General features: G+C 65.8%; 20 protein-coding genes. 14 read left to right on the top strand and 6 right to left on the bottom strand.

The genetic code is table 11. The annotated features are described in order from the left end of the window. The first annotated feature begins 8 nt into the window (after positions 1–8). The 10 genes from JQT59_RS29440 to tuf all read left to right on the top strand — a co-directional run bounded on the left by JQT59_RS29440 (position 9) and on the right by tuf (position 10,586). A complete protein-coding gene (locus JQT59_RS29440) occupies positions 9–2,012 on the top strand; it encodes an acetyl/propionyl/methylcrotonyl-CoA carboxylase subunit alpha (RefSeq protein ID WP_249353946.1) in 2,004 nt (667 codons plus the stop codon). Next, complete coding sequence (locus JQT59_RS29435; RefSeq protein WP_213573041.1) at positions 2,009–3,199, top strand: acyl-CoA dehydrogenase family protein; 1,191 nt, start codon at positions 2,009–2,011, stop codon at positions 3,197–3,199. Before JQT59_RS29440 ends, JQT59_RS29435 begins: the two co-directional genes overlap by 4 nt. After that, a complete protein-coding gene (locus tag JQT59_RS29430; protein ID WP_213573040.1) occupies positions 3,199–3,999 on the top strand; it encodes an enoyl-CoA hydratase family protein in 801 nt (266 codons plus the stop codon). The genes JQT59_RS29435 and JQT59_RS29430 overlap by 1 nt, the downstream gene beginning before the upstream one ends. A 60-nt stretch (positions 4,000–4,059) precedes the next feature. After that, complete coding sequence (locus JQT59_RS29425; RefSeq protein ID WP_213573039.1) at positions 4,060–4,698, top strand: TetR/AcrR family transcriptional regulator; 639 nt, start codon at positions 4,060–4,062, stop codon at positions 4,696–4,698. Between the two features lie 39 nt (positions 4,699–4,737). Further along, positions 4,738–5,262 carry a DUF3558 domain-containing protein gene (locus tag JQT59_RS29420; RefSeq protein ID WP_213573038.1) on the top strand — a complete coding sequence of 175 codons (525 nt, stop codon included), beginning with the start codon at positions 4,738–4,740 and terminating at the stop codon, positions 5,260–5,262. A gap of 26 nt (positions 5,263–5,288) precedes the next feature. Beyond that, positions 5,289–5,831, top strand: coding sequence for a DUF3558 domain-containing protein (locus JQT59_RS29415; protein WP_249354677.1), 543 nt, complete (start codon positions 5,289–5,291; stop codon positions 5,829–5,831). A gap of 365 nt (positions 5,832–6,196) precedes the next feature. Further along, entirely contained in the window at positions 6,197–6,571 is a 375-nt protein-coding gene (gene rpsL / locus JQT59_RS29410) for a 30S ribosomal protein S12 (RefSeq protein ID WP_005252198.1), read from the top strand. Continuing rightward, positions 6,571–7,041, top strand: a complete 471-nt coding sequence (gene rpsG / locus JQT59_RS29405) for a 30S ribosomal protein S7 (RefSeq protein ID WP_072738343.1) — start codon at positions 6,571–6,573, stop codon at positions 7,039–7,041. Before rpsL ends, rpsG begins: the two co-directional genes overlap by 1 nt. Positions 7,042–7,203: 162 nt before the next feature. Continuing rightward, on the top strand, positions 7,204–9,306 hold the full coding sequence (fusA, locus tag JQT59_RS29400; protein WP_109328039.1) for an elongation factor G: 2,103 nt from the start codon (positions 7,204–7,206) through the stop codon (positions 9,304–9,306). 89 nt (positions 9,307–9,395) lie between these two features. Then, complete coding sequence (gene tuf, locus JQT59_RS29395) at positions 9,396–10,586, top strand: elongation factor Tu (protein ID WP_109328041.1); 1,191 nt, start codon at positions 9,396–9,398, stop codon at positions 10,584–10,586. Between the two features lie 106 nt (positions 10,587–10,692). Here tuf and JQT59_RS29390 read toward each other — a convergent pair whose 3' ends face one another. The 6 genes from JQT59_RS29390 to JQT59_RS29365 are packed head-to-tail and all read right to left on the bottom strand — an operon-like array spanning position 10,693 to position 13,504. Further along, positions 10,693–10,965: a YciI family protein gene (locus JQT59_RS29390; protein WP_213573036.1), complete on the bottom strand. Its 273-nt coding sequence runs from the start codon at positions 10,963–10,965 to the stop codon at positions 10,693–10,695. A gap of 36 nt (positions 10,966–11,001) precedes the next feature. Next, positions 11,002–11,580: an Asp23/Gls24 family envelope stress response protein gene (locus JQT59_RS29385; protein WP_159920449.1), complete on the bottom strand. Its 579-nt coding sequence runs from the start codon at positions 11,578–11,580 to the stop codon at positions 11,002–11,004. After that, a complete protein-coding gene (locus JQT59_RS29380; RefSeq protein WP_397517750.1) occupies positions 11,577–12,560 on the bottom strand; it encodes a DUF6286 domain-containing protein in 984 nt (327 codons plus the stop codon). The genes JQT59_RS29385 and JQT59_RS29380 overlap by 4 nt, the downstream gene beginning before the upstream one ends. Continuing rightward, positions 12,553–12,732 (bottom strand): DUF2273 domain-containing protein, encoded by a 180-nt coding sequence (locus JQT59_RS29375; protein ID WP_109328047.1) that lies wholly within the window; start codon positions 12,730–12,732, stop codon positions 12,553–12,555. The genes JQT59_RS29380 and JQT59_RS29375 overlap by 8 nt, the downstream gene beginning before the upstream one ends. Next, positions 12,729–13,049 carry an Asp23/Gls24 family envelope stress response protein gene (locus JQT59_RS29370; protein ID WP_213573035.1) on the bottom strand — a complete coding sequence of 107 codons (321 nt, stop codon included), beginning with the start codon at positions 13,047–13,049 and terminating at the stop codon, positions 12,729–12,731. The genes JQT59_RS29375 and JQT59_RS29370 overlap by 4 nt, the downstream gene beginning before the upstream one ends. Further along, positions 13,046–13,504, bottom strand: a complete 459-nt coding sequence (locus tag JQT59_RS29365; RefSeq protein WP_109328051.1) for an Asp23/Gls24 family envelope stress response protein — start codon at positions 13,502–13,504, stop codon at positions 13,046–13,048. Before JQT59_RS29365 ends, JQT59_RS29370 begins: the two co-directional genes overlap by 4 nt. Positions 13,505–13,689: 185 nt before the next feature. Between JQT59_RS29365 and JQT59_RS29360 the strand changes: the two genes are divergently transcribed. The 4 genes from JQT59_RS29360 (at position 13,690) to JQT59_RS29345 (ending at position 16,559) form a co-directional block, all read left to right on the top strand. Continuing rightward, positions 13,690–14,283, top strand: coding sequence for an Rv1363c family protein (locus JQT59_RS29360; protein WP_213573034.1), 594 nt, complete (start codon positions 13,690–13,692; stop codon positions 14,281–14,283). After that, positions 14,280–14,798: an Rv1363c family protein gene (locus JQT59_RS29355; protein WP_249353942.1), complete on the top strand. Its 519-nt coding sequence runs from the start codon at positions 14,280–14,282 to the stop codon at positions 14,796–14,798. Before JQT59_RS29360 ends, JQT59_RS29355 begins: the two co-directional genes overlap by 4 nt. Before the next feature lie 24 nt (positions 14,799–14,822). Beyond that, positions 14,823–15,266, top strand: a complete 444-nt coding sequence (locus JQT59_RS29350) for a hypothetical protein (protein ID WP_201453529.1) — start codon at positions 14,823–14,825, stop codon at positions 15,264–15,266. 117 nt (positions 15,267–15,383) lie between these two features. Further along, complete coding sequence (locus tag JQT59_RS29345; RefSeq protein ID WP_213573033.1) at positions 15,384–16,559, top strand: acyl-CoA dehydrogenase family protein; 1,176 nt, start codon at positions 15,384–15,386, stop codon at positions 16,557–16,559. Positions 16,560–16,569: the final 10 nt, after the last annotated feature.

Here is a 16,569-nt window from a genome sequence, read left to right as displayed (position 1 = left end):
GGCAGCACATGACAACCCTCGACGCCCCACACCTGATCCGGTCCGTCCTCGTCGCCAACCGTGGTGAGATCGCCCGCCGCATCTTCGCCACCTGCCGGCGGGCGGGCATCGGCACCGTCGCCGTGTTTTCCGACGCCGACGCATCGAGCCCGCATGTTGCCGAGGCCGACGCCGCGGTCCGGTTGCCCGGCAACAGCCCCGCCGACACGTACCTGCGCGGCGACCTCGTCATCGAGGCTGCCCGCCTGGCCGGAGCCGATGCCATTCACCCGGGCTACGGGTTCCTCTCGGAGAATGCCGATTTCGCGCGCGCCGTCCACGACGCGGGACTCACCTGGATCGGGCCACCCTCGCCCGCCATCGAGATGATGGGCTCGAAGGTGGAGTCCAAGAAGCTGATGGCCTCCGCCGGGGTCCCCGTCCTGGCCGAACTCGATCCCGACTCGGTCACCGAGGCCGATCTGCCCGTACTCGTCAAGGCGTCCGCGGGCGGCGGCGGGCGTGGCATGCGGGTCGTACGCGAGCTCGCGGACCTGGCGGAACAACTGGAAGGCGCTCGCCGTGAAGCACAGTCGGCCTTCGGTGACCCGACGGTGTTCTGCGAGCGTTACCTGGAAACGGGCAGGCACATCGAAGTGCAGGTGATGGCCGACCGTCATGGAACGGTGTGGGCGGTGGGGGAGCGTGAATGCTCCATCCAGCGTCGTCACCAGAAAGTGATCGAAGAGGCGCCGTCCCCGTTGGTCGAGGCCACACCCGGGATGCGGGAGCGGCTTTTCGAGGCGGCCCGGCTCGCCGCGAAAGCCATCGACTACGAGGGTGCCGGCACGGTCGAATTTCTTGCCGACCAGGCGGGAGAGTTTTTCTTCCTCGAAATGAATACCCGCCTGCAGGTGGAGCACCCGGTCACCGAATGCACCACGGGGCTCGACCTCGTGGAACTGCAACTGCAGGTGGCGTCGGGTGTTCCTCTCGACGCGGAGCATCCCACCGTGTCGGGCCACTCCATCGAGGTTCGGTTGTACGCCGAGGATCCGGCTCTGCACTGGCAACCGCAGAGTGGCACCGTCCACCACTTCGACGTGCCGGGCACGACCACGGAGTTCGACGTTCTGCGCTCGCCCGGCGTCCGCCTCGATTCCGGTGTGGTCGACGGCTCCGTGGTGGGCGTGCACTACGACCCCATGCTCGCGAAGGTGATTTCGTTCGCGGCGACGCGGTCCCAGGCGGCTACCCGGCTGGCGTCGGCCCTCGGCCGTGCGCAGATCCACGGGCTGCGCACCAACCGGGACCTGTTGGTCAATGTCCTCCGGCATCCGGCGTTCCTTGCAGGCGACACGGACACCGCCTTCTTCGCGACCCACGACCTCGAGGTGTTGTCGCGGCCGCTCGCGTCGGCCGACGCCCACAGGTTCTCGGCGCTCGCCGCCGCCCTGGCGGACGCGGCGCACAACCGCGAGGTCGCGGCGGTGAACGCCACGCTCCCCAGTGGGTGGAGGAACCTGCCGTCCGCTCCGCAAAGTAAGACGTTCAGCACAGGTGACCGTGAGATCGAGGTCCGGTATCTACTCGGCCGGTACGGGCTGACGGCGGACGGTTTCGACAATGTCACCCTCGTCGCGGCGACCGCGCGCAGGGTCGTGCTGGACGTTGCTGGGTTGCGCAGATCGTTCGAGGTGGCGCGCTACGGCGACGACGTGTTCGTCGACTCGGCGCTCGGGCCGGTGAGCCTGCGCGCAGAGCCGCGATTCACCGATCCGAGCACCGTGGTGGCGGAGGGGTCCTTACTCGCCCCGATGCCCGGCTCGGTCATCCGCCTCGGCGCCGAGGTCGGCGATTCCGTGACCGTCGGCCAGCCGATCGTGTGGCTCGAGGCGATGAAGATGGAACACACGATCAAGGCACCGGCATCCGGTGTGGTCACCGAACTGTCGGTGATCGCCGGTCAGCAGGTCGACGTGGGAACGGTACTGGCAGTGGTCGAAGCAGCGCAGGCTGAAGGAGAATCATGAGCTTCATCGAGACCGAAGAACAGAAGGAACTCCGTGCCTCCGTGTCGAGGCTCGGGGAGCGTTTCAACTACGTCGATTACGTGCTTCCTCGGGCGCGGCGCGGTGAACCACTGACCGAATTGTGGAACGAGGCGGGCAAGCTCGGGTTCCTCGGCGTCAACCTTCCGGAGGAATACGGCGGCGGGGGAGCGGGCATCTACGAACTGGCGCTGGTCCAGGAAGAACTTGCCGCGCACGGTGCCGGGCTGCTGCTCGTGGTGGTGTCGCCCGCCATCTGCGGCACCATCATCGGCAAGTACGGCACCGAGGAGCAGAAACAGAAGTGGCTCCCAGGACTCGCCGACGGGTCGAAGATCATGGCATTCGGCATCACCGAGGCCGACGCGGGTTCGAACTCGCATCAGATCACGACCACCGCGCGGCGGGACCGGTCGAGCGGAGCGAGGGGTGATGATCAAGCCGAGGACTGGGTGCTGTCGGGGAACAAGATCTATATCTCCGGGGTCGATCAGGCCGATGCCGTCCTGATCGTCGCGCGGACCGAGGACTCGAAGACCGGCAAGCTGAAGCCTGCGCTGTTCATCGTCCCCACTGACGCCGAGAATTTCGTCAAGACGCCGATGGAGATGGACATCGTCGAGCCCGACCACCAGTTCATGCTGTTCCTCGACAACGTGCGGCTTCGGGCGGACGCACTCGTCGGCGAGGCCGACGCCGCGTTGATGCAATTGTTCGCGGGCCTGAATCCCGAACGCATCCTGGGTGCGGCCATGGCGGTCGGTATGGGCCGGTACGCGCTCGACGCGGCCGTGAAGTTTGCGAAGGAGCGCACGGTATGGAAGACGCCGATCGGCGCTCACCAGGGGATCTCGCATCCGCTTGCGCAAATCAAAATCGAGCTCGAACTCGCCAAGCTGATGATGCAGAAGGCCGCAGTGCTCTACGACAGCGGCGACGACTTCGGGGCCGCGGAGGCCGCGAACATGGCCAAGTACGCCGCCGCCGAGGCGAGCATCAAGGCCCTCGACCAGGCCATCCAGACGCACGGTGGGGCAGGCCTGACCAAGGAATACGGCCTGGCAGCGATGCTCGGTGCGGCCCGCATCGCCCGGGTGGCGCCGGTCAGCCGGGAAATGGTCCTGAACTTCGTCTCCCAGCACTCGCTCGGGTTGCCGAAGTCGTACTGATGTCGAACGGACAGCGCATGACCGAAGTACACGCCGACCGGTTCGTCCGGTACGAGGTGAGTCGCGGGTTCGCCACCCTCACCCTGGACTCGCCGCATAACAGGAACGCGATCTCCGGGAGGCTGGTCGAGCAGATCCTGCAGGGATTGCGGGACGCCGCTGCGGACAACGACGTCCGCGGCGTCGTTCTGACCCACACCGGCGGCACCTTCTGCGCCGGGGCCGATCTCAGTGAGACCGGTGGAGATGTCCGGTCCCGGACCCGTCAGATGGCGGAACTGCTGCGCGCCATCGTCGAGCTGCCTAAACCGGTGGTGGCGCGGATCGACGGTCACGTCCGAGCGGGAGGCATGGGTCTGGTGGGTGCCTGCGACATCGCGGTCGCCGGACCTCGCAGCACCTTCGCCCTCACCGAGGTGCGACTGGGGCTCGCCGCCTCGATCATCTCGTTGACCGTCCTTCCCCGCATCGACGCACGCGCGGCAGGACGGTACTTCCTCACGGGGGAAAAGTTCGGCGCGCACGAGGCCGAGGCGATCGGACTGATCAGTGAGTCGGCGCAGGACCCGGACGACATCGTCGAGGAAATTCTCGATCAGTTACGGCAGGGGTCACCACAGGGGCTGGCGGAGAGCAAGGCCCTGATCACGAAGGCACTGCTCGCCGATTTCGACCGCTACACCGACGAGCTGACGACGCAGTCCGCGAGGCTCTTCGAGTCCGAGGAAGCCCGGGAAGGCATGATGGCGTTCCTGCAGAAGCGGCCGCCCACCTGGGCCTCCGGCCCCGTGCGCGGTTGACGAGTCTCAGGACTCGTCAACCGCGCACGGGCGAACAGCGCAACGAGAGGAAGTGACCGCATGACCCGCGAACCGAAGCAGGACCGTAGCCGGGTCACGCGTGAGCATCTGCTCGAGGTCACCATCGACTGCCTCGCCGAATTGGGGTGGAGCGCCACCACCGTCAGCCTGGTGGCGCAACGCGCCGGGGTGTCGCGCGGTGCCACTCAGCACCATTTCCCGACCCGGGAGGATCTGATCACTGCCGCCCTCGAGGTGATGTTCGACGCCAGGATGGAGCAGGCCCGGCGGGAGGCCACCGACCTGCCGTCGGGAGCGGGCCGCACCGAGGCCGTGGTGTCGCGGCTCGTCGACTACTACACGGGCACTCTCTTCAAAGCGGCCCTGCAGGTGTGGACCGCAGCCGCGGCGGACCCGGAGCTGCGGGCGCGGATCGTGCCGCTCGAGGAACGCTTCGGACGTGTCGCCCACCGCACCGCCGTCGAGCATTTCGGCTTCGACGACTCCGACCCGGTGGCACACCGCCTCGTGCAGGCCACTCTCGACCTGGCCCGCGGGCTCGGCCTCGCCGACGTCCTCACCGACGACTCGAAACGCCGCGCCGAGGTGGTACGTCAATGGGCTGCGCAACTCGACGCCGCGCTCCCACGGGGCACAGACGGCGCCGAACGGACACTCGACGCGGTGGCAGTCGACTGAACCCGGCACACCCCGGCCGGATCGGTAGAGTCAGCGTTCATGGGCAGGAAATGGGGAGTGCTCGCCGCGGTCGGAGTCGTGGCTGCCCTGGCCGGCTGCGGGGGCGGCGACGATGCCGGGACCGATACTGCCGCCCCACCCGCCACCGGGCAGATCACCGAACCGGGACCCTTCTTCGGTCAGTGCGGCTCCGTCACGGACGACGAAGTGTCGACGGCATTCGGTATGCCCTCCTTCACCGGCGTCACCCGCAACTCCGTCGGCTGTGAATGGGAAACCGCGGGAATTGGCGGGCCCAGCGTGACGTTCTCCTGGTACCGCGGCAGTCCGATCGGCCGCGAACGGGCGGGATCGGAACTGATCGGCCGGCCGGCCACCGACATCGACATCCAAGGGAACCCTGGCTTCATCGCCTCCTCGGAGGGGATTCTGTGCGAGCTCGGTGTGGAGTTCGGCGGCGATTTCATTCACTGGTCGGTGATGTATGCCGACGCCCGGCCGGCCGCCGACCCCTGCAAGGTTGCGCGGGACCTCGCCGAACTCAGCGTGTCGAGGGCGAAATGAGTGGGGGCCAGATGAGCGGAGGGGTGATGAGCGGCGGACGTCGCCGCGCGGCCGAGGCTACGGCCGCGATCGTGTCGGTGGTCGGGCTGATCGCGGGATGCGGGTCGTCGATCGACGGTTCGCCCCGACCCGAAGGTGCCTCTGTCACGGGTGACACGGAGAGGTTCACCGCCCTCCTCGAGGAGTGCGACGCAGTCACCGACGAACAGATCGCCGAATCCGTCGCCGCCGACGCCATCGAGCGCGGCTTCTTCGGCGCGATCTGCCGCTGGGATGCCGTCGGCGCGAACGGTCCGGTGAAGATCACCTTCAACTGGTTCGAGACAGGTTCGCTCGACACCGAGAAGGAGACGGGCGAGGAGCTGGGCTACAAGGTGGAGTCGTCGACCATCCAGGGGCGCAGAGCCGTGGTGATGCGACCACCGGAGGATCCAGGAGCCTGTGGGGTGAGCGTCGGGTCGCCGTCCTCGGGTGTGGTCGGCTGGTGGGTGCAGTTCACCGCTGCCGCGGCGGATCCGTGCAAGGCGGCGTCCACCCTCGCCGATCTGACGCTCAACCTGAGCAGCTAGTGTGCTGGCACTCGAACCGGAAGCCCTTCCTCTCGCCTCGCAGCCCTTACCACCGCCCGCCCGCTTTGACCTTCCGGCGCGCCGCCGGGTATCGTTGTGGGTCGTGTCCGGCATGCCCGGGCCGATCTGTGTGCCTAGCGAGGTATTGCCGTGCGCGCGTTCGTGCAGATTTGCTGCATGGAACGAGCATCCGGCTGCCTGTGTGGGGGTATGCGACACACCCGACCGTGGGGTGCGTGCACGTCACGCACCGTCGATCGAGTGCGGGGCAGTAGCTTCCTTGCCCCAACTGCTAGATCCCTAATTTCAGAACAGCCAAGGTTGCTTGTCCAGAGCAGTCTGTTCAACACGAAGAAAGCCGGTAAATGCCAACCATCAATCAGTTGGTCCGCAAGGGCCGCCGCGACAAGACCGCCAAGGTCAAGACGGCAGCTCTGAAGGGCAGCCCGCAGCGTCGTGGCGTGTGCACCCGCGTGTACACCACCACCCCGAAGAAGCCGAACTCGGCGCTCCGTAAGGTCGCGCGTGTGCGCTTGACCAGCTCCGTCGAGGTCACCGCTTACATCCCGGGTGAGGGCCACAACCTGCAGGAGCACTCCATGGTGCTCGTCCGCGGTGGTCGTGTGAAGGACCTCCCCGGTGTGCGCTACAAGATCATCCGCGGCTCCCTCGACACCCAGGGTGTCAAGGGTCGCAAGCAGGCACGCAGCCGCTACGGCGCCAAGAAGGAGAAGAGCTAATGCCACGTAAGGGCCCCGCTCCGAAGCGCCCGCTCATCAACGACCCGGTCTACGGTTCGCCCCTGGTGACGCAGCTCGTCAACAAGATCCTCCTGGACGGCAAGAAGTCCACCGCCGAGCGCATCGTCTACCAGGCGCTCGAGCAGGCACGCGAGAAGACCGGCACCGATCCGGTCGTCACCCTCAAGCGCGCTCTGGACAACGTCAAGCCTGCCCTCGAGGTTCGCAGCCGCCGTGTCGGTGGCGCCACCTACCAGGTGCCGGTCGAGGTCCGTCCGGGCCGTTCCACCACCCTCGCGCTCCGCTGGCTCGTGACCTTCTCGCGGCAGCGCCGTGAGAAGACGATGGTCGAGCGTCTCGCCAATGAGCTCCTCGACGCCAGCAACGGCCTCGGTGCCGCTGTGAAGCGCCGTGAGGACACTCACAAGATGGCTGAAGCCAACAAGGCATTCGCCCACTACCGCTGGTGACGTCACGTCGGAGCAGTCACCTCACCGTGACTGCTCCGGCGTCGTTGCTACGTCGGGCCCTACCCGGGCCCGGCTGATCTACAACTCGAGACAACGGCCCCGCTGGTGGAACACCGGGGAGGCCGACACCCGATACACGAGCTACGAGCGGGGAAGAATCCTGTGGCACAGGAAGTGCTGACCGACCTGAACAAGGTCCGCAACATCGGCATCATGGCGCACATCGATGCCGGCAAGACCACGACCACCGAGCGCATCCTGTTCTACACCGGTGTCAACTACAAGATCGGTGAGACGCACGACGGCGCGTCGACGACGGACTGGATGGAGCAGGAGAAGGAACGCGGCATCACGATCACCTCTGCCGCGGTGACCTGCTTCTGGAACAACAACCAGATCAACATCATCGACACCCCCGGACACGTCGACTTCACCGTCGAGGTGGAGCGTTCGCTCCGCGTGCTCGACGGCGCTGTGGCCGTGTTCGACGGCAAGGAGGGCGTCGAGCCCCAGTCGGAGCAGGTGTGGCGTCAGGCCGCCAAGTACGACGTTCCGCGCATCTGTTTCGTCAACAAGATGGACAAGATGGGCGCGGACTTCTACTTCACGGTCCAGACCATCATCGACCGTCTCGGTGCCAAGCCCCTCGTCCTGCAGCTGCCGATCGGCGCCGAGGACGACTTCGACGGTGTCGTCGACCTGGTCGAGATGCGGGCCATCACCTGGCGCGGTGTCGTGCCGACCGGTGCCGAGCCCACCATCGAGGAGATCCCCGCGGATCTGGCCGACAAGGCCGCCGAGTACCGCGAGAAGCTGCTCGAGACCGTTGCCGAGTCCGACGAAGCCCTCATGGAGAAGTACTTCGCCGGCGAGGAGCTCTCCGTCGAGGAGATCAAGGCTGCCATCCGCAAGATGACGGTCGCGTCCGAGCTGTACCCGGTGCTGTGCGGTTCCGCGTTCAAGAACAAGGGCGTGCAGCCCATGCTCGACGCGGTCATCGACTACCTGCCGAACCCGCTGGACATCGGTGAGGTTCAGGGCCACGCGCTGGGCAACGAGGAGGAAGTTCTCACTCGTAAGCCGAGCAAGGACGAGCCGTTCTCGGCTCTGGCCTTCAAGATCGCAGCGCACCCGTTCTTCGGCAAGCTGACGTTCGTCCGCGTGTACTCCGGCCGGATCGATCCGGGCGCCCAGGTCATGAACGCGACCAAGGGCAAGAAGGAGCGCATCGGAAAGCTCTTCCAGATGCACGCCAACAAGGAGAACCCGGTCGACGAGGCCGTGGCCGGCCACATCTACGCGATGATCGGTCTGAAGGACACCACCACCGGTGACACCCTTTGCGATCAGAGCAGCCCCATCGTGCTCGAGTCCATGAGCTTCCCGGACCCGGTCATCCAGGTCTCGATCGAGCCCAAGACCAAGTCCGACCAGGAGAAGCTGGGCACCGCGATCCAGAAGCTCGCCGAAGAGGACCCCACGTTCTCCGTCGAGCTCGACGAGGAGACCGGCCAGACCGTCATCGGCGGTATGGGCGAGCTCCACCTCGACATCCTCGTCGACCGTATGCGTCGCGAGTTCAAGGTCGAGGCCAACGTCGGCAAGCCGCAGGTCGCCTACCGCGAGACCATCACCAAGAAGGTCGAGAAGCACGACTACACCCACAAGAAGCAGACGGGTGGATCGGGCCAGTTCGCCAAGGTGATCATCGCGCTGGAACCGTTCGTCGGCGAAGACGGCGCCACCTACGAGTTCGAGAACAAGGTCAGCGGTGGCCGCATCCCGCGCGAATACATCCCCTCCGTGGATGCAGGCGCACAGGACGCGATGCAGTACGGCGTCCTGGCCGGTTACCCGCTGGTCAACCTCAAGCTGTCGCTGCTCGACGGTGCATACCACGATGTCGACTCGTCTGAAATGGCCTTCAAGGTTGCCGGTTCGCAGGCACTGAAGGAAGCCGCCCGCAAGGCCGGCCCGGTCATTCTCGAGCCGCTCATGGCTGTCGAGGTCACCACACCCGAGGAATACATGGGTGACGTGATCGGCGACCTGAACTCCCGCCGTGGCCAGATTCAGGCCATGGAGGAACGCAGTGGTGCCCGTGTCGTGAAGGCGCTGGTTCCGCTCTCGGAGATGTTCGGTTACATCGGTGATCTGCGGTCGAAGACCCAGGGCCGGGCGAACTTCTCCATGGTGTTCGATTCCTACGCAGAGGTTCCCGCGAACGTCTCGAAGGAAATCATCGCCAAGGCGACCGGCGAGTAACCTCGGTTAAGCCGGCCGAAAGCACGACCCAGTAATAACAACCGCACTGCTGCATACCGCAAGCATCAATCAGTCCAGGAGGACACACAGTGGCGAAGGCGAAGTTCGAGCGGACGAAGCCGCACGTGAACATCGGCACCATCGGTCACGTCGACCACGGCAAGACCACGCTGACCGCGGCCATCACCAAGGTTCTGCACGACGCGTACCCGGACCTCAACGAGGCCTCGGCCTTCGACGAGATCGACAAGGCTCCTGAGGAGAAGGCTCGCGGTATCACGATCAACATCTCGCATGTTGAGTACCAGACCGAGAAGCGCCACTACGCGCACGTCGACGCTCCCGGTCACGCCGACTACATCAAGAACATGATCACCGGTGCGGCGCAGATGGACGGTGCCATCCTCGTGGTCGCCGCCACCGACGGCCCGATGCCCCAGACGCGTGAGCACGTGCTGCTCGCCCGCCAGGTCGGCGTGCCCTACATCCTCGTCGCTCTCAACAAGGCCGACATGGTCGACGACGAAGAGATCATCGAGCTCGTCGAGATGGAGGTCCGTGAGCTCCTCGCTGCGCAGGAGTTCGACGAGGACGCTCCGGTGGTCAAGGTTTCCGCACTGAAGGCGCTCGAGGGCGACCCGGAGTGGACCAAGAACATCCTCGAGCTCATGGCTGCGGTCGACGAGTCCATCCCGGACCCGGTTCGCGAGACCGAGAAGCCCTTCCTCATGCCCGTCGAGGACGTCTTCACGATCACCGGTCGTGGCACCGTCGTCACCGGTCGTATCGAGCGTGGCGTGATCAACGTCAACGAGGACGTCGAGATCGTCGGCATCAAGGAAACCAAGACCAAGACCACGGTCACGGGTATCGAGATGTTCCGCAAGCTCCTCGACTCGGGCCAGGCCGGTGACAACGTCGGTCTGCTCGTGCGTGGTATCAAGCGCGAAGATGTCGAGCGTGGACAGGTTGTCGTCAAGCCCGGCACCACCACCCCGCACACCGAGTTCGAGGGCCAGGCGTACATCCTGTCCAAGGACGAGGGCGGCCGCCACACGCCGTTCTTCAACAACTACCGTCCGCAGTTCTACTTCCGTACCACGGACGTGACGGGCGTTGTGACGCTGCCCGAGGGCACCGAGATGGTCATGCCCGGTGACAACACCGAGATGTCCGTCAAGCTGATCCAGCCCGTCGCCATGGACGAGGGCCTGCGCTTCGCGATCCGCGAAGGCGGCCGCACTGTCGGCGCCGGCAAGGTCACGAAGATCAACAAGTAGGCACCCGCCTGCCTGTGATCGGCTGATCACGCTGCACTACACGCCAGTGGCGCTCATCCTCCGGGATGGGCGCCACTGGCGTTTTCTCGTCCGACCTCGTGGGGTGTCAACGGAAGCTCAGGGCGTCCCACTCGCGGATTTCTCCGGGGAGCGCGATGCCCTCGAGGACGAAGGGGTCGTTCGCGACGAATTCCTCGGCTCGCTCCCGGCTCGTGAAGATCGCCATCGACCCATGAGTCACGGGGTCGTCGAACGGGCCGATACTCAGCAGACCTCCTCGAGTGGAGAACTCGTCGAGGTACGCCAGATGCCGTGGGTACACCTCGGGGATACGCGCTGCACTGGCCGGATCGGTCGCATAGAACACCACATATTCCATGAGCCCGAACGTACCGAGTACGTGCGGGTGCGCGGGTCAGCTCTCGGAATTTTGTGCCGGCTGATCTGCCCGATCGAGGTGCAGCAGGACCTGGGTGGCCACCTCGTTGTCACCGACCGTCGCCGCAACCCAGGCGGCGATGCGCTCCGATGTGCGGGTGAAGTCGGCGAGGTCGATCGTCGGATCAGCGGTCACGACGACGGACAGGGTGGGTAGTCCGCGTTCGTTGACTGCCCGTGCGCGGGTCTGCCGCACCCCCGGGTACCGCTCGAGCTCACTCGACACCCCGTTGGCGAGAGACCCGAGGTCCACGGTGACGAAGGTTCCGGAGTCGCGGTCCGGCACCGCAACGGGCGCAGTGCGTCGCCTGGTGAGATCAAGTGCCAACAGCACCGTTCCGAACAACACACCCCCGACGACCGCCGCGGCGAGCGCCCACCCCCACCAGTTCTCCTCAGGCAACGAGGTGACACGTGCGCGGTCGTAATGCGACACCCATTCCCGGACGATCGGTACGCCGAGGTCCCAGGCGACGGCGTAGGCGCCCACACCGAAGAGGATGAGGCCGACGACGAGGACGATCAGACGATTGACGGCGGCGGTGCGATGCGTCATGGCTTCACCTGCACTCGGAGTTCGGGTGCGGTGCCGAGCAGTGACAGGGTCGGTTCCACCGCTTCGCGGACCGAGATGGCGACGTCACCCGCTGAGAACGCTTCGCTGCGCACCACCCGAACGGTGACGTGTTTGCGGTCGACCGTGGTGTGCGCGGACTGCACGCCGGGAGCGGTGCGGGCGTGGCTGCTGCAATGGCGAGCGAGGTCGGTGGGTCGAAACCAGACGATCGGTGTGTCGCCGACTCGCAGTGGCAGATGTGTGCGTGGGCGGGGTTTGACAGCCGCGACGATGAAGACGACGCCGAGTACTATCGCGCTCACTGCGGCCGGGACTATCCACTCCGACCAGTGCAGTCGTCCCAGCCACTCCACGGTGTTCCGTATCCAGGGTGCATTCGCGAAAGTGCCTCGCATGATGAGCAGTTCGCGCGCCGAGACGAGTGCCAGGCCCAGAGCTGTGACCGCGATTATGATCGCGGCCGGTACCGCGGCCGGTGTGGCCCGCGGTGTGCGCGGTCGGAGCGGGACAATGGGCGCGTCCGGAGCGCGGGAGTCGTCGTCCTGGTAGGGCGTGTCCGATGAACTGTCCTCGTCCGGGGCTGCCTCTGTTCCGGCGACCACGATGTTCAGTTCGCACACCGGCATTCCGGTCAGATCCTCGATGCGGCTGCTCACTTCCGCACGCAGACGCCGGCTCAGGATGTCGAGACGGCACGGCCAGCGCATCGCGATGTACAGGTTGATGGCGACGGCATCGGCGCCTGTGGACACATCGGCGCGGGGGAGTTCGCGACCGGTGAGCCGGGACAGTCCGCCGGACTGCCTGACCACGCCGGGTACCTGCAGGGCTGCGGCGACGGCGATCTTCACGATGGCGCGCTCTTTGATGACCAACTCGCCGCGCAATCCGGACGCGTCGTAGTCGGCGGCCGCCTCGTCGACACCGGCAGCCGATCCGGAGGGGGAGGGTTCAGCCACGGCCACGGCTTCGGAGGATGGCGCCGAGGTCGAGGTGACCGTCCCGGTGTGCACCGACGGCCATTCCTACCGCGCCGAGAAGTACCGCGAAGACGAATCCGCTGAAGCCGCCGAGGATTCCGGCGATCGCGAGGAGTAACCCGACGACCAACCCTGTGACTGTACTGTTCATTGCGTGTGTCCTGTCTCGGTCAAGAGATCTTCGATGGTCACGTCTACGGGGACGTTCACCAGCGATTCGACGGCGGCCCGTACGTTTTCGGCGGTATCGACGACATTCGCCGGGTAGCGCACGGCTACGTGAACGGCGCACGACGACGGGCCGATGGTCACCCCGGTGACACGACGGCCGGGCAGATAGGTCGCGATTTCCCCGAATTGGCCGCCGTGCAGGGCTGCGACGCCCGGAGTGGCGAGGACGGCGGCGGCAACCAGTTCCGACAGATCTTCGGTGCCGGTGTCCGGCAAGGGCGACCCTGACCCTGTCACTGCACCCTCGGTTTGAGGTCCGACTCGGCCACGATGTCGGGTTCCTCGAGCATGACGTCGAAGACGGTGATGTTCACTTCCGTCACCTCGAGCCCGGTCATGCGCTCGACGGCGGCGATGACGTTGCGGCGAATTCCGACGGCGAGTTCGTGTAGTGCGACGCCGTATTCGGCCACGATGCCGATGTCGATGGCGGCCTGCTTTTCCCCGACCTCGACGGCGACCCCCTGGGCGTGATTGACCCGTGCGCCGGGGATCCGGTCACGGAGAGCGCCGACTGCGCGGGCGGTGCCGCCACCCACGTCGTAGACACCGTTGATCTCGCGAGTGGCGATGCCGGCAATCTTGGCGACCACGGCGTCGGCGATGATGGTCCGCCCCTGGGAGCTGACGAGTTCCGGCGTCGCTCCGGCACCGAACTGCACGCGGCTGCGCGCGCCTGAATCGCTGGTCATCGTGGATCCTTCCGAGTCGCCTGCCTTGTCCCCAACAGTAGTGATACCCGACCGTACGTGTGACCCGACACGAGCTATGCGCCGACGGGAAGTCGCGAGCGTCGGTGGGCGAAAAATATCTGATATTGCCCACGGGTAGCATTCGGGGTGATCCAGGTAACAACACGCACTACCGAAGGACATCGATGGCTGACGTGCCCGCCGTGGACAGCGCTTCCCCGGAAAAGTCGACTCCACCGGAAGAGGGCACAGCACAGGCGGCGCCCGGCTTGGAAGCTGCACCGCCGTCGGCCGGGCGGACGTCCGGGACGGCAATCGCCGGCGTGCTGTCGGTGGCGGCGCTGGCACTGTTCGCCCTCAGCGGGTACTTCGGCTACTCGCACTGGCAGGCCGAGCGCGATGCACGGGAGCGGTCCGAGATACTGGACGCCGCCCGCCAAGGGGTCGTGAACTTGACGACGATGAACTTCGAGCGCGCCGACGAGGACGTGCAGCGAGTGCTCGACGGCGCGGCCGGAGAGTTCCGCGACGAGTTCGAGGCGCGCTCGAAGGATCTCGTCGCCGTCATGCAGGAAGCGCGGGTCCAGTCCGAAGGCGAGGTGCGGCAGGCCGCGATCGAATCGCAGAGCGGCGATTCCGCCGACGTGATAGTCGCTGTCGCACAGAAGGTTTCGAATGCCGGTGGCGCTTCGGAAGAACCGCGCGGACAGCGGATGCGGGTCACGGTGCAACTCGACGACGGCCGGTACAAGATCGTGAAGGCGGGATTCGTGCAGTGAACGCAGAAGAGAAGGTGCAATGGTGGTCGCGGAACCCACGCAGGTGGGTCTCCGTCCTGGCTGCACTCACCGCGGTGGCGGCGGTGCTGGCAGCAACCCTCTACGTGACGACGTATCGACCGGACCAGCGTGTCGATGACGACGTGCGCGCGGCGGTGACCGACACCGCGTCGCAGGGCGCTGTCGCCCTTCTGTCCTACACGCCGGACACCGTGGCCAGCGTCGTCGACACCGCCCGCGGTCGTCTGACAGGAGAGTTCCTCGACTATTACTCGAAGTTCACCACGGAGGTCGTGGTGCCGGCCGCGCAAGAGAGCCAGGTAGCCACCGAGGCGACGGTGGCGGCGGCCGGTCCCGTGGACGTACAGGCCGACACGGCGACAGTGCTCTTGTTCGTGAACCAGACGACGACCAGTGCCGCGGAACCCGAACCGGCCACGACGGCGACGAGTATCAACGTCGAACTCACGCGCTCAGGTGACGACTGGCTGATCTCCGGCTTCGATCCTGCCTAGTCGGCGCGAGTAGCGTGTGCGCGCATGAGCACCCTCCAAGAGGTCGGCGAACGCGCATCGTGGCGCTGCTGGCTGTGTGACGAACCGGTGGATCCCGACATGTCGGTCAACGATCCGCGTGGACCCAGTATCGACAGCGTTGTCACCGCGAAGAAGGCGAAGGCGAAGGGCGGCGCCGAACGCCTGGCGCACCGCGCGTGTAATACCAAGAAGGGCGCGGTCAAGCCGGTCGTGCCGTGGCCGGACCGGTTGTTCGTCGTCGATCCCGCACCGATCATCGGCGTGGTCGAGCAGTTGAGCCGCAAAGGCGGACGTGTCGCGGTGGCACGCTGCCCGGGAAAGTCGGATGCCGAAGAGGCGTCGGAATGGCTGCTCGACCGGTTGTCCCGGCTGGCTCCGGACCTGCGGGTGGAGTCGCAGATCGACGCCGCCGGTGGTGCGTATCTGCTGGTCCTTCGCACTGCCTGACCCGTGAGTATTTGTTAACCGTGGCCGGTTGATAAGTACTCACGGGCGGCGAAGCCGCACGAGGGAGTAACGTCGGATCCAGAACATGAATCCGACCTCGAGTGCGAAGGAATCCCGATGAATCTGGCTTTGACCGACGAGGAGCTGGCGTTCCGCGACGAGATGCGAACGTTCTTCACCACGCAGATTCCGGCGGAGATCCGTGAGCGGTATGCGCGCGGAGAAGAGGTGGGGAGGGAGGGGTTCGTCGAGTCGCAGCGGATCCTGAATGCCAACGGGCTCGCGACGCCGCATTGGCCGGTGGAGTGGGGCGGCCGGGACTGGACACCGGTGCAGAAGCACATCTGGTTGGAAGAGTTGCAGTTGGCGTCGGTGCCCGAGCCGCTCGCGTTCAATACCGGCATGGTCGGCCCGGTAATTGCGGCGTTCGGTTCACAGAGGCAGAAGGAAAAGTTCCTGCCGCCGACCGCGAATCTCGACATCTGGTGGTGCCAGGGGTTCTCCGAGCCCGAGGCCGGCTCGGACCTGGCGTCGCTGAAGACCCGCGCCGTCCGCGACGGCGACGAGTATGTGATCAACGGTCAGAAGACATGGACCACCCTGGCGCAGCACGCGGATTGGATCTTCGTTCTCGCTCGCACCAATCCGGATGCGCCCAAGAAGCAGGCCGGTATCTCGTTCATCCTCGTCGACCTGAGTACGCCTGGGGTGACGGTGCGCCCGATCAAACTCATCGACGGCGGCCACGAAGTCAACGAGGTGTTTTTCGAGGACGTTCGGGTGCCGGCGGAGAATCTCGTGGGCGAAGAGAACCAGGGCTGGAGTTACGCGAAGTTCCTCCTCGGCAACGAGCGCACCGGGGTGACCCGGCTCGGATTCTCCAAGGTGCGTATAGCGCAGGCGAAGAAGCGCGCCGCAGAAATCGCGGTCGGGGACGGCACCTTGCTGGAGGATCCGCTGTTCGCCGCGCGAGTCGCGGAACTCGAGAACGAGATCATCGCGTTGGAGTTGACGCAGTTGCGGGTGGTGGCGAGTTCGGCCGACGGGAAGCCGAATCCGGCGTCGTCGCTTCTGAAGCTGCGGGGGTCCGAGCTGCAACAGGCCACGCTCGAGTTATTGACCGATGTCGCGGGACCGGACTCGCTGCCCTTCGCGGCCGGTGAGGGTATTGCCTCGCCGCTCTGGGCGCAGCGGACGGCACCGACGTATCTGAACTACCGCAAGGTGTCCATCTACAGCGGATCGAGCGAAGTGCAGCGCAGCATCATCGCCTCGTCGATCCTCGGATTGTGAGGGGTGTGTC

Origin of the sequence: Rhodococcus sp. USK13, from assembly GCF_018343855.1 — a bacterium.
In the GTDB taxonomy this organism is placed as follows: Bacteria; Actinomycetota; Actinomycetes; order Mycobacteriales; family Mycobacteriaceae; genus Rhodococcus_F; species Rhodococcus_F oxybenzonivorans.
Note: the sequence above shows the minus strand (reverse complement) of the source record. Positions and strands in the feature narration are given on the sequence as shown.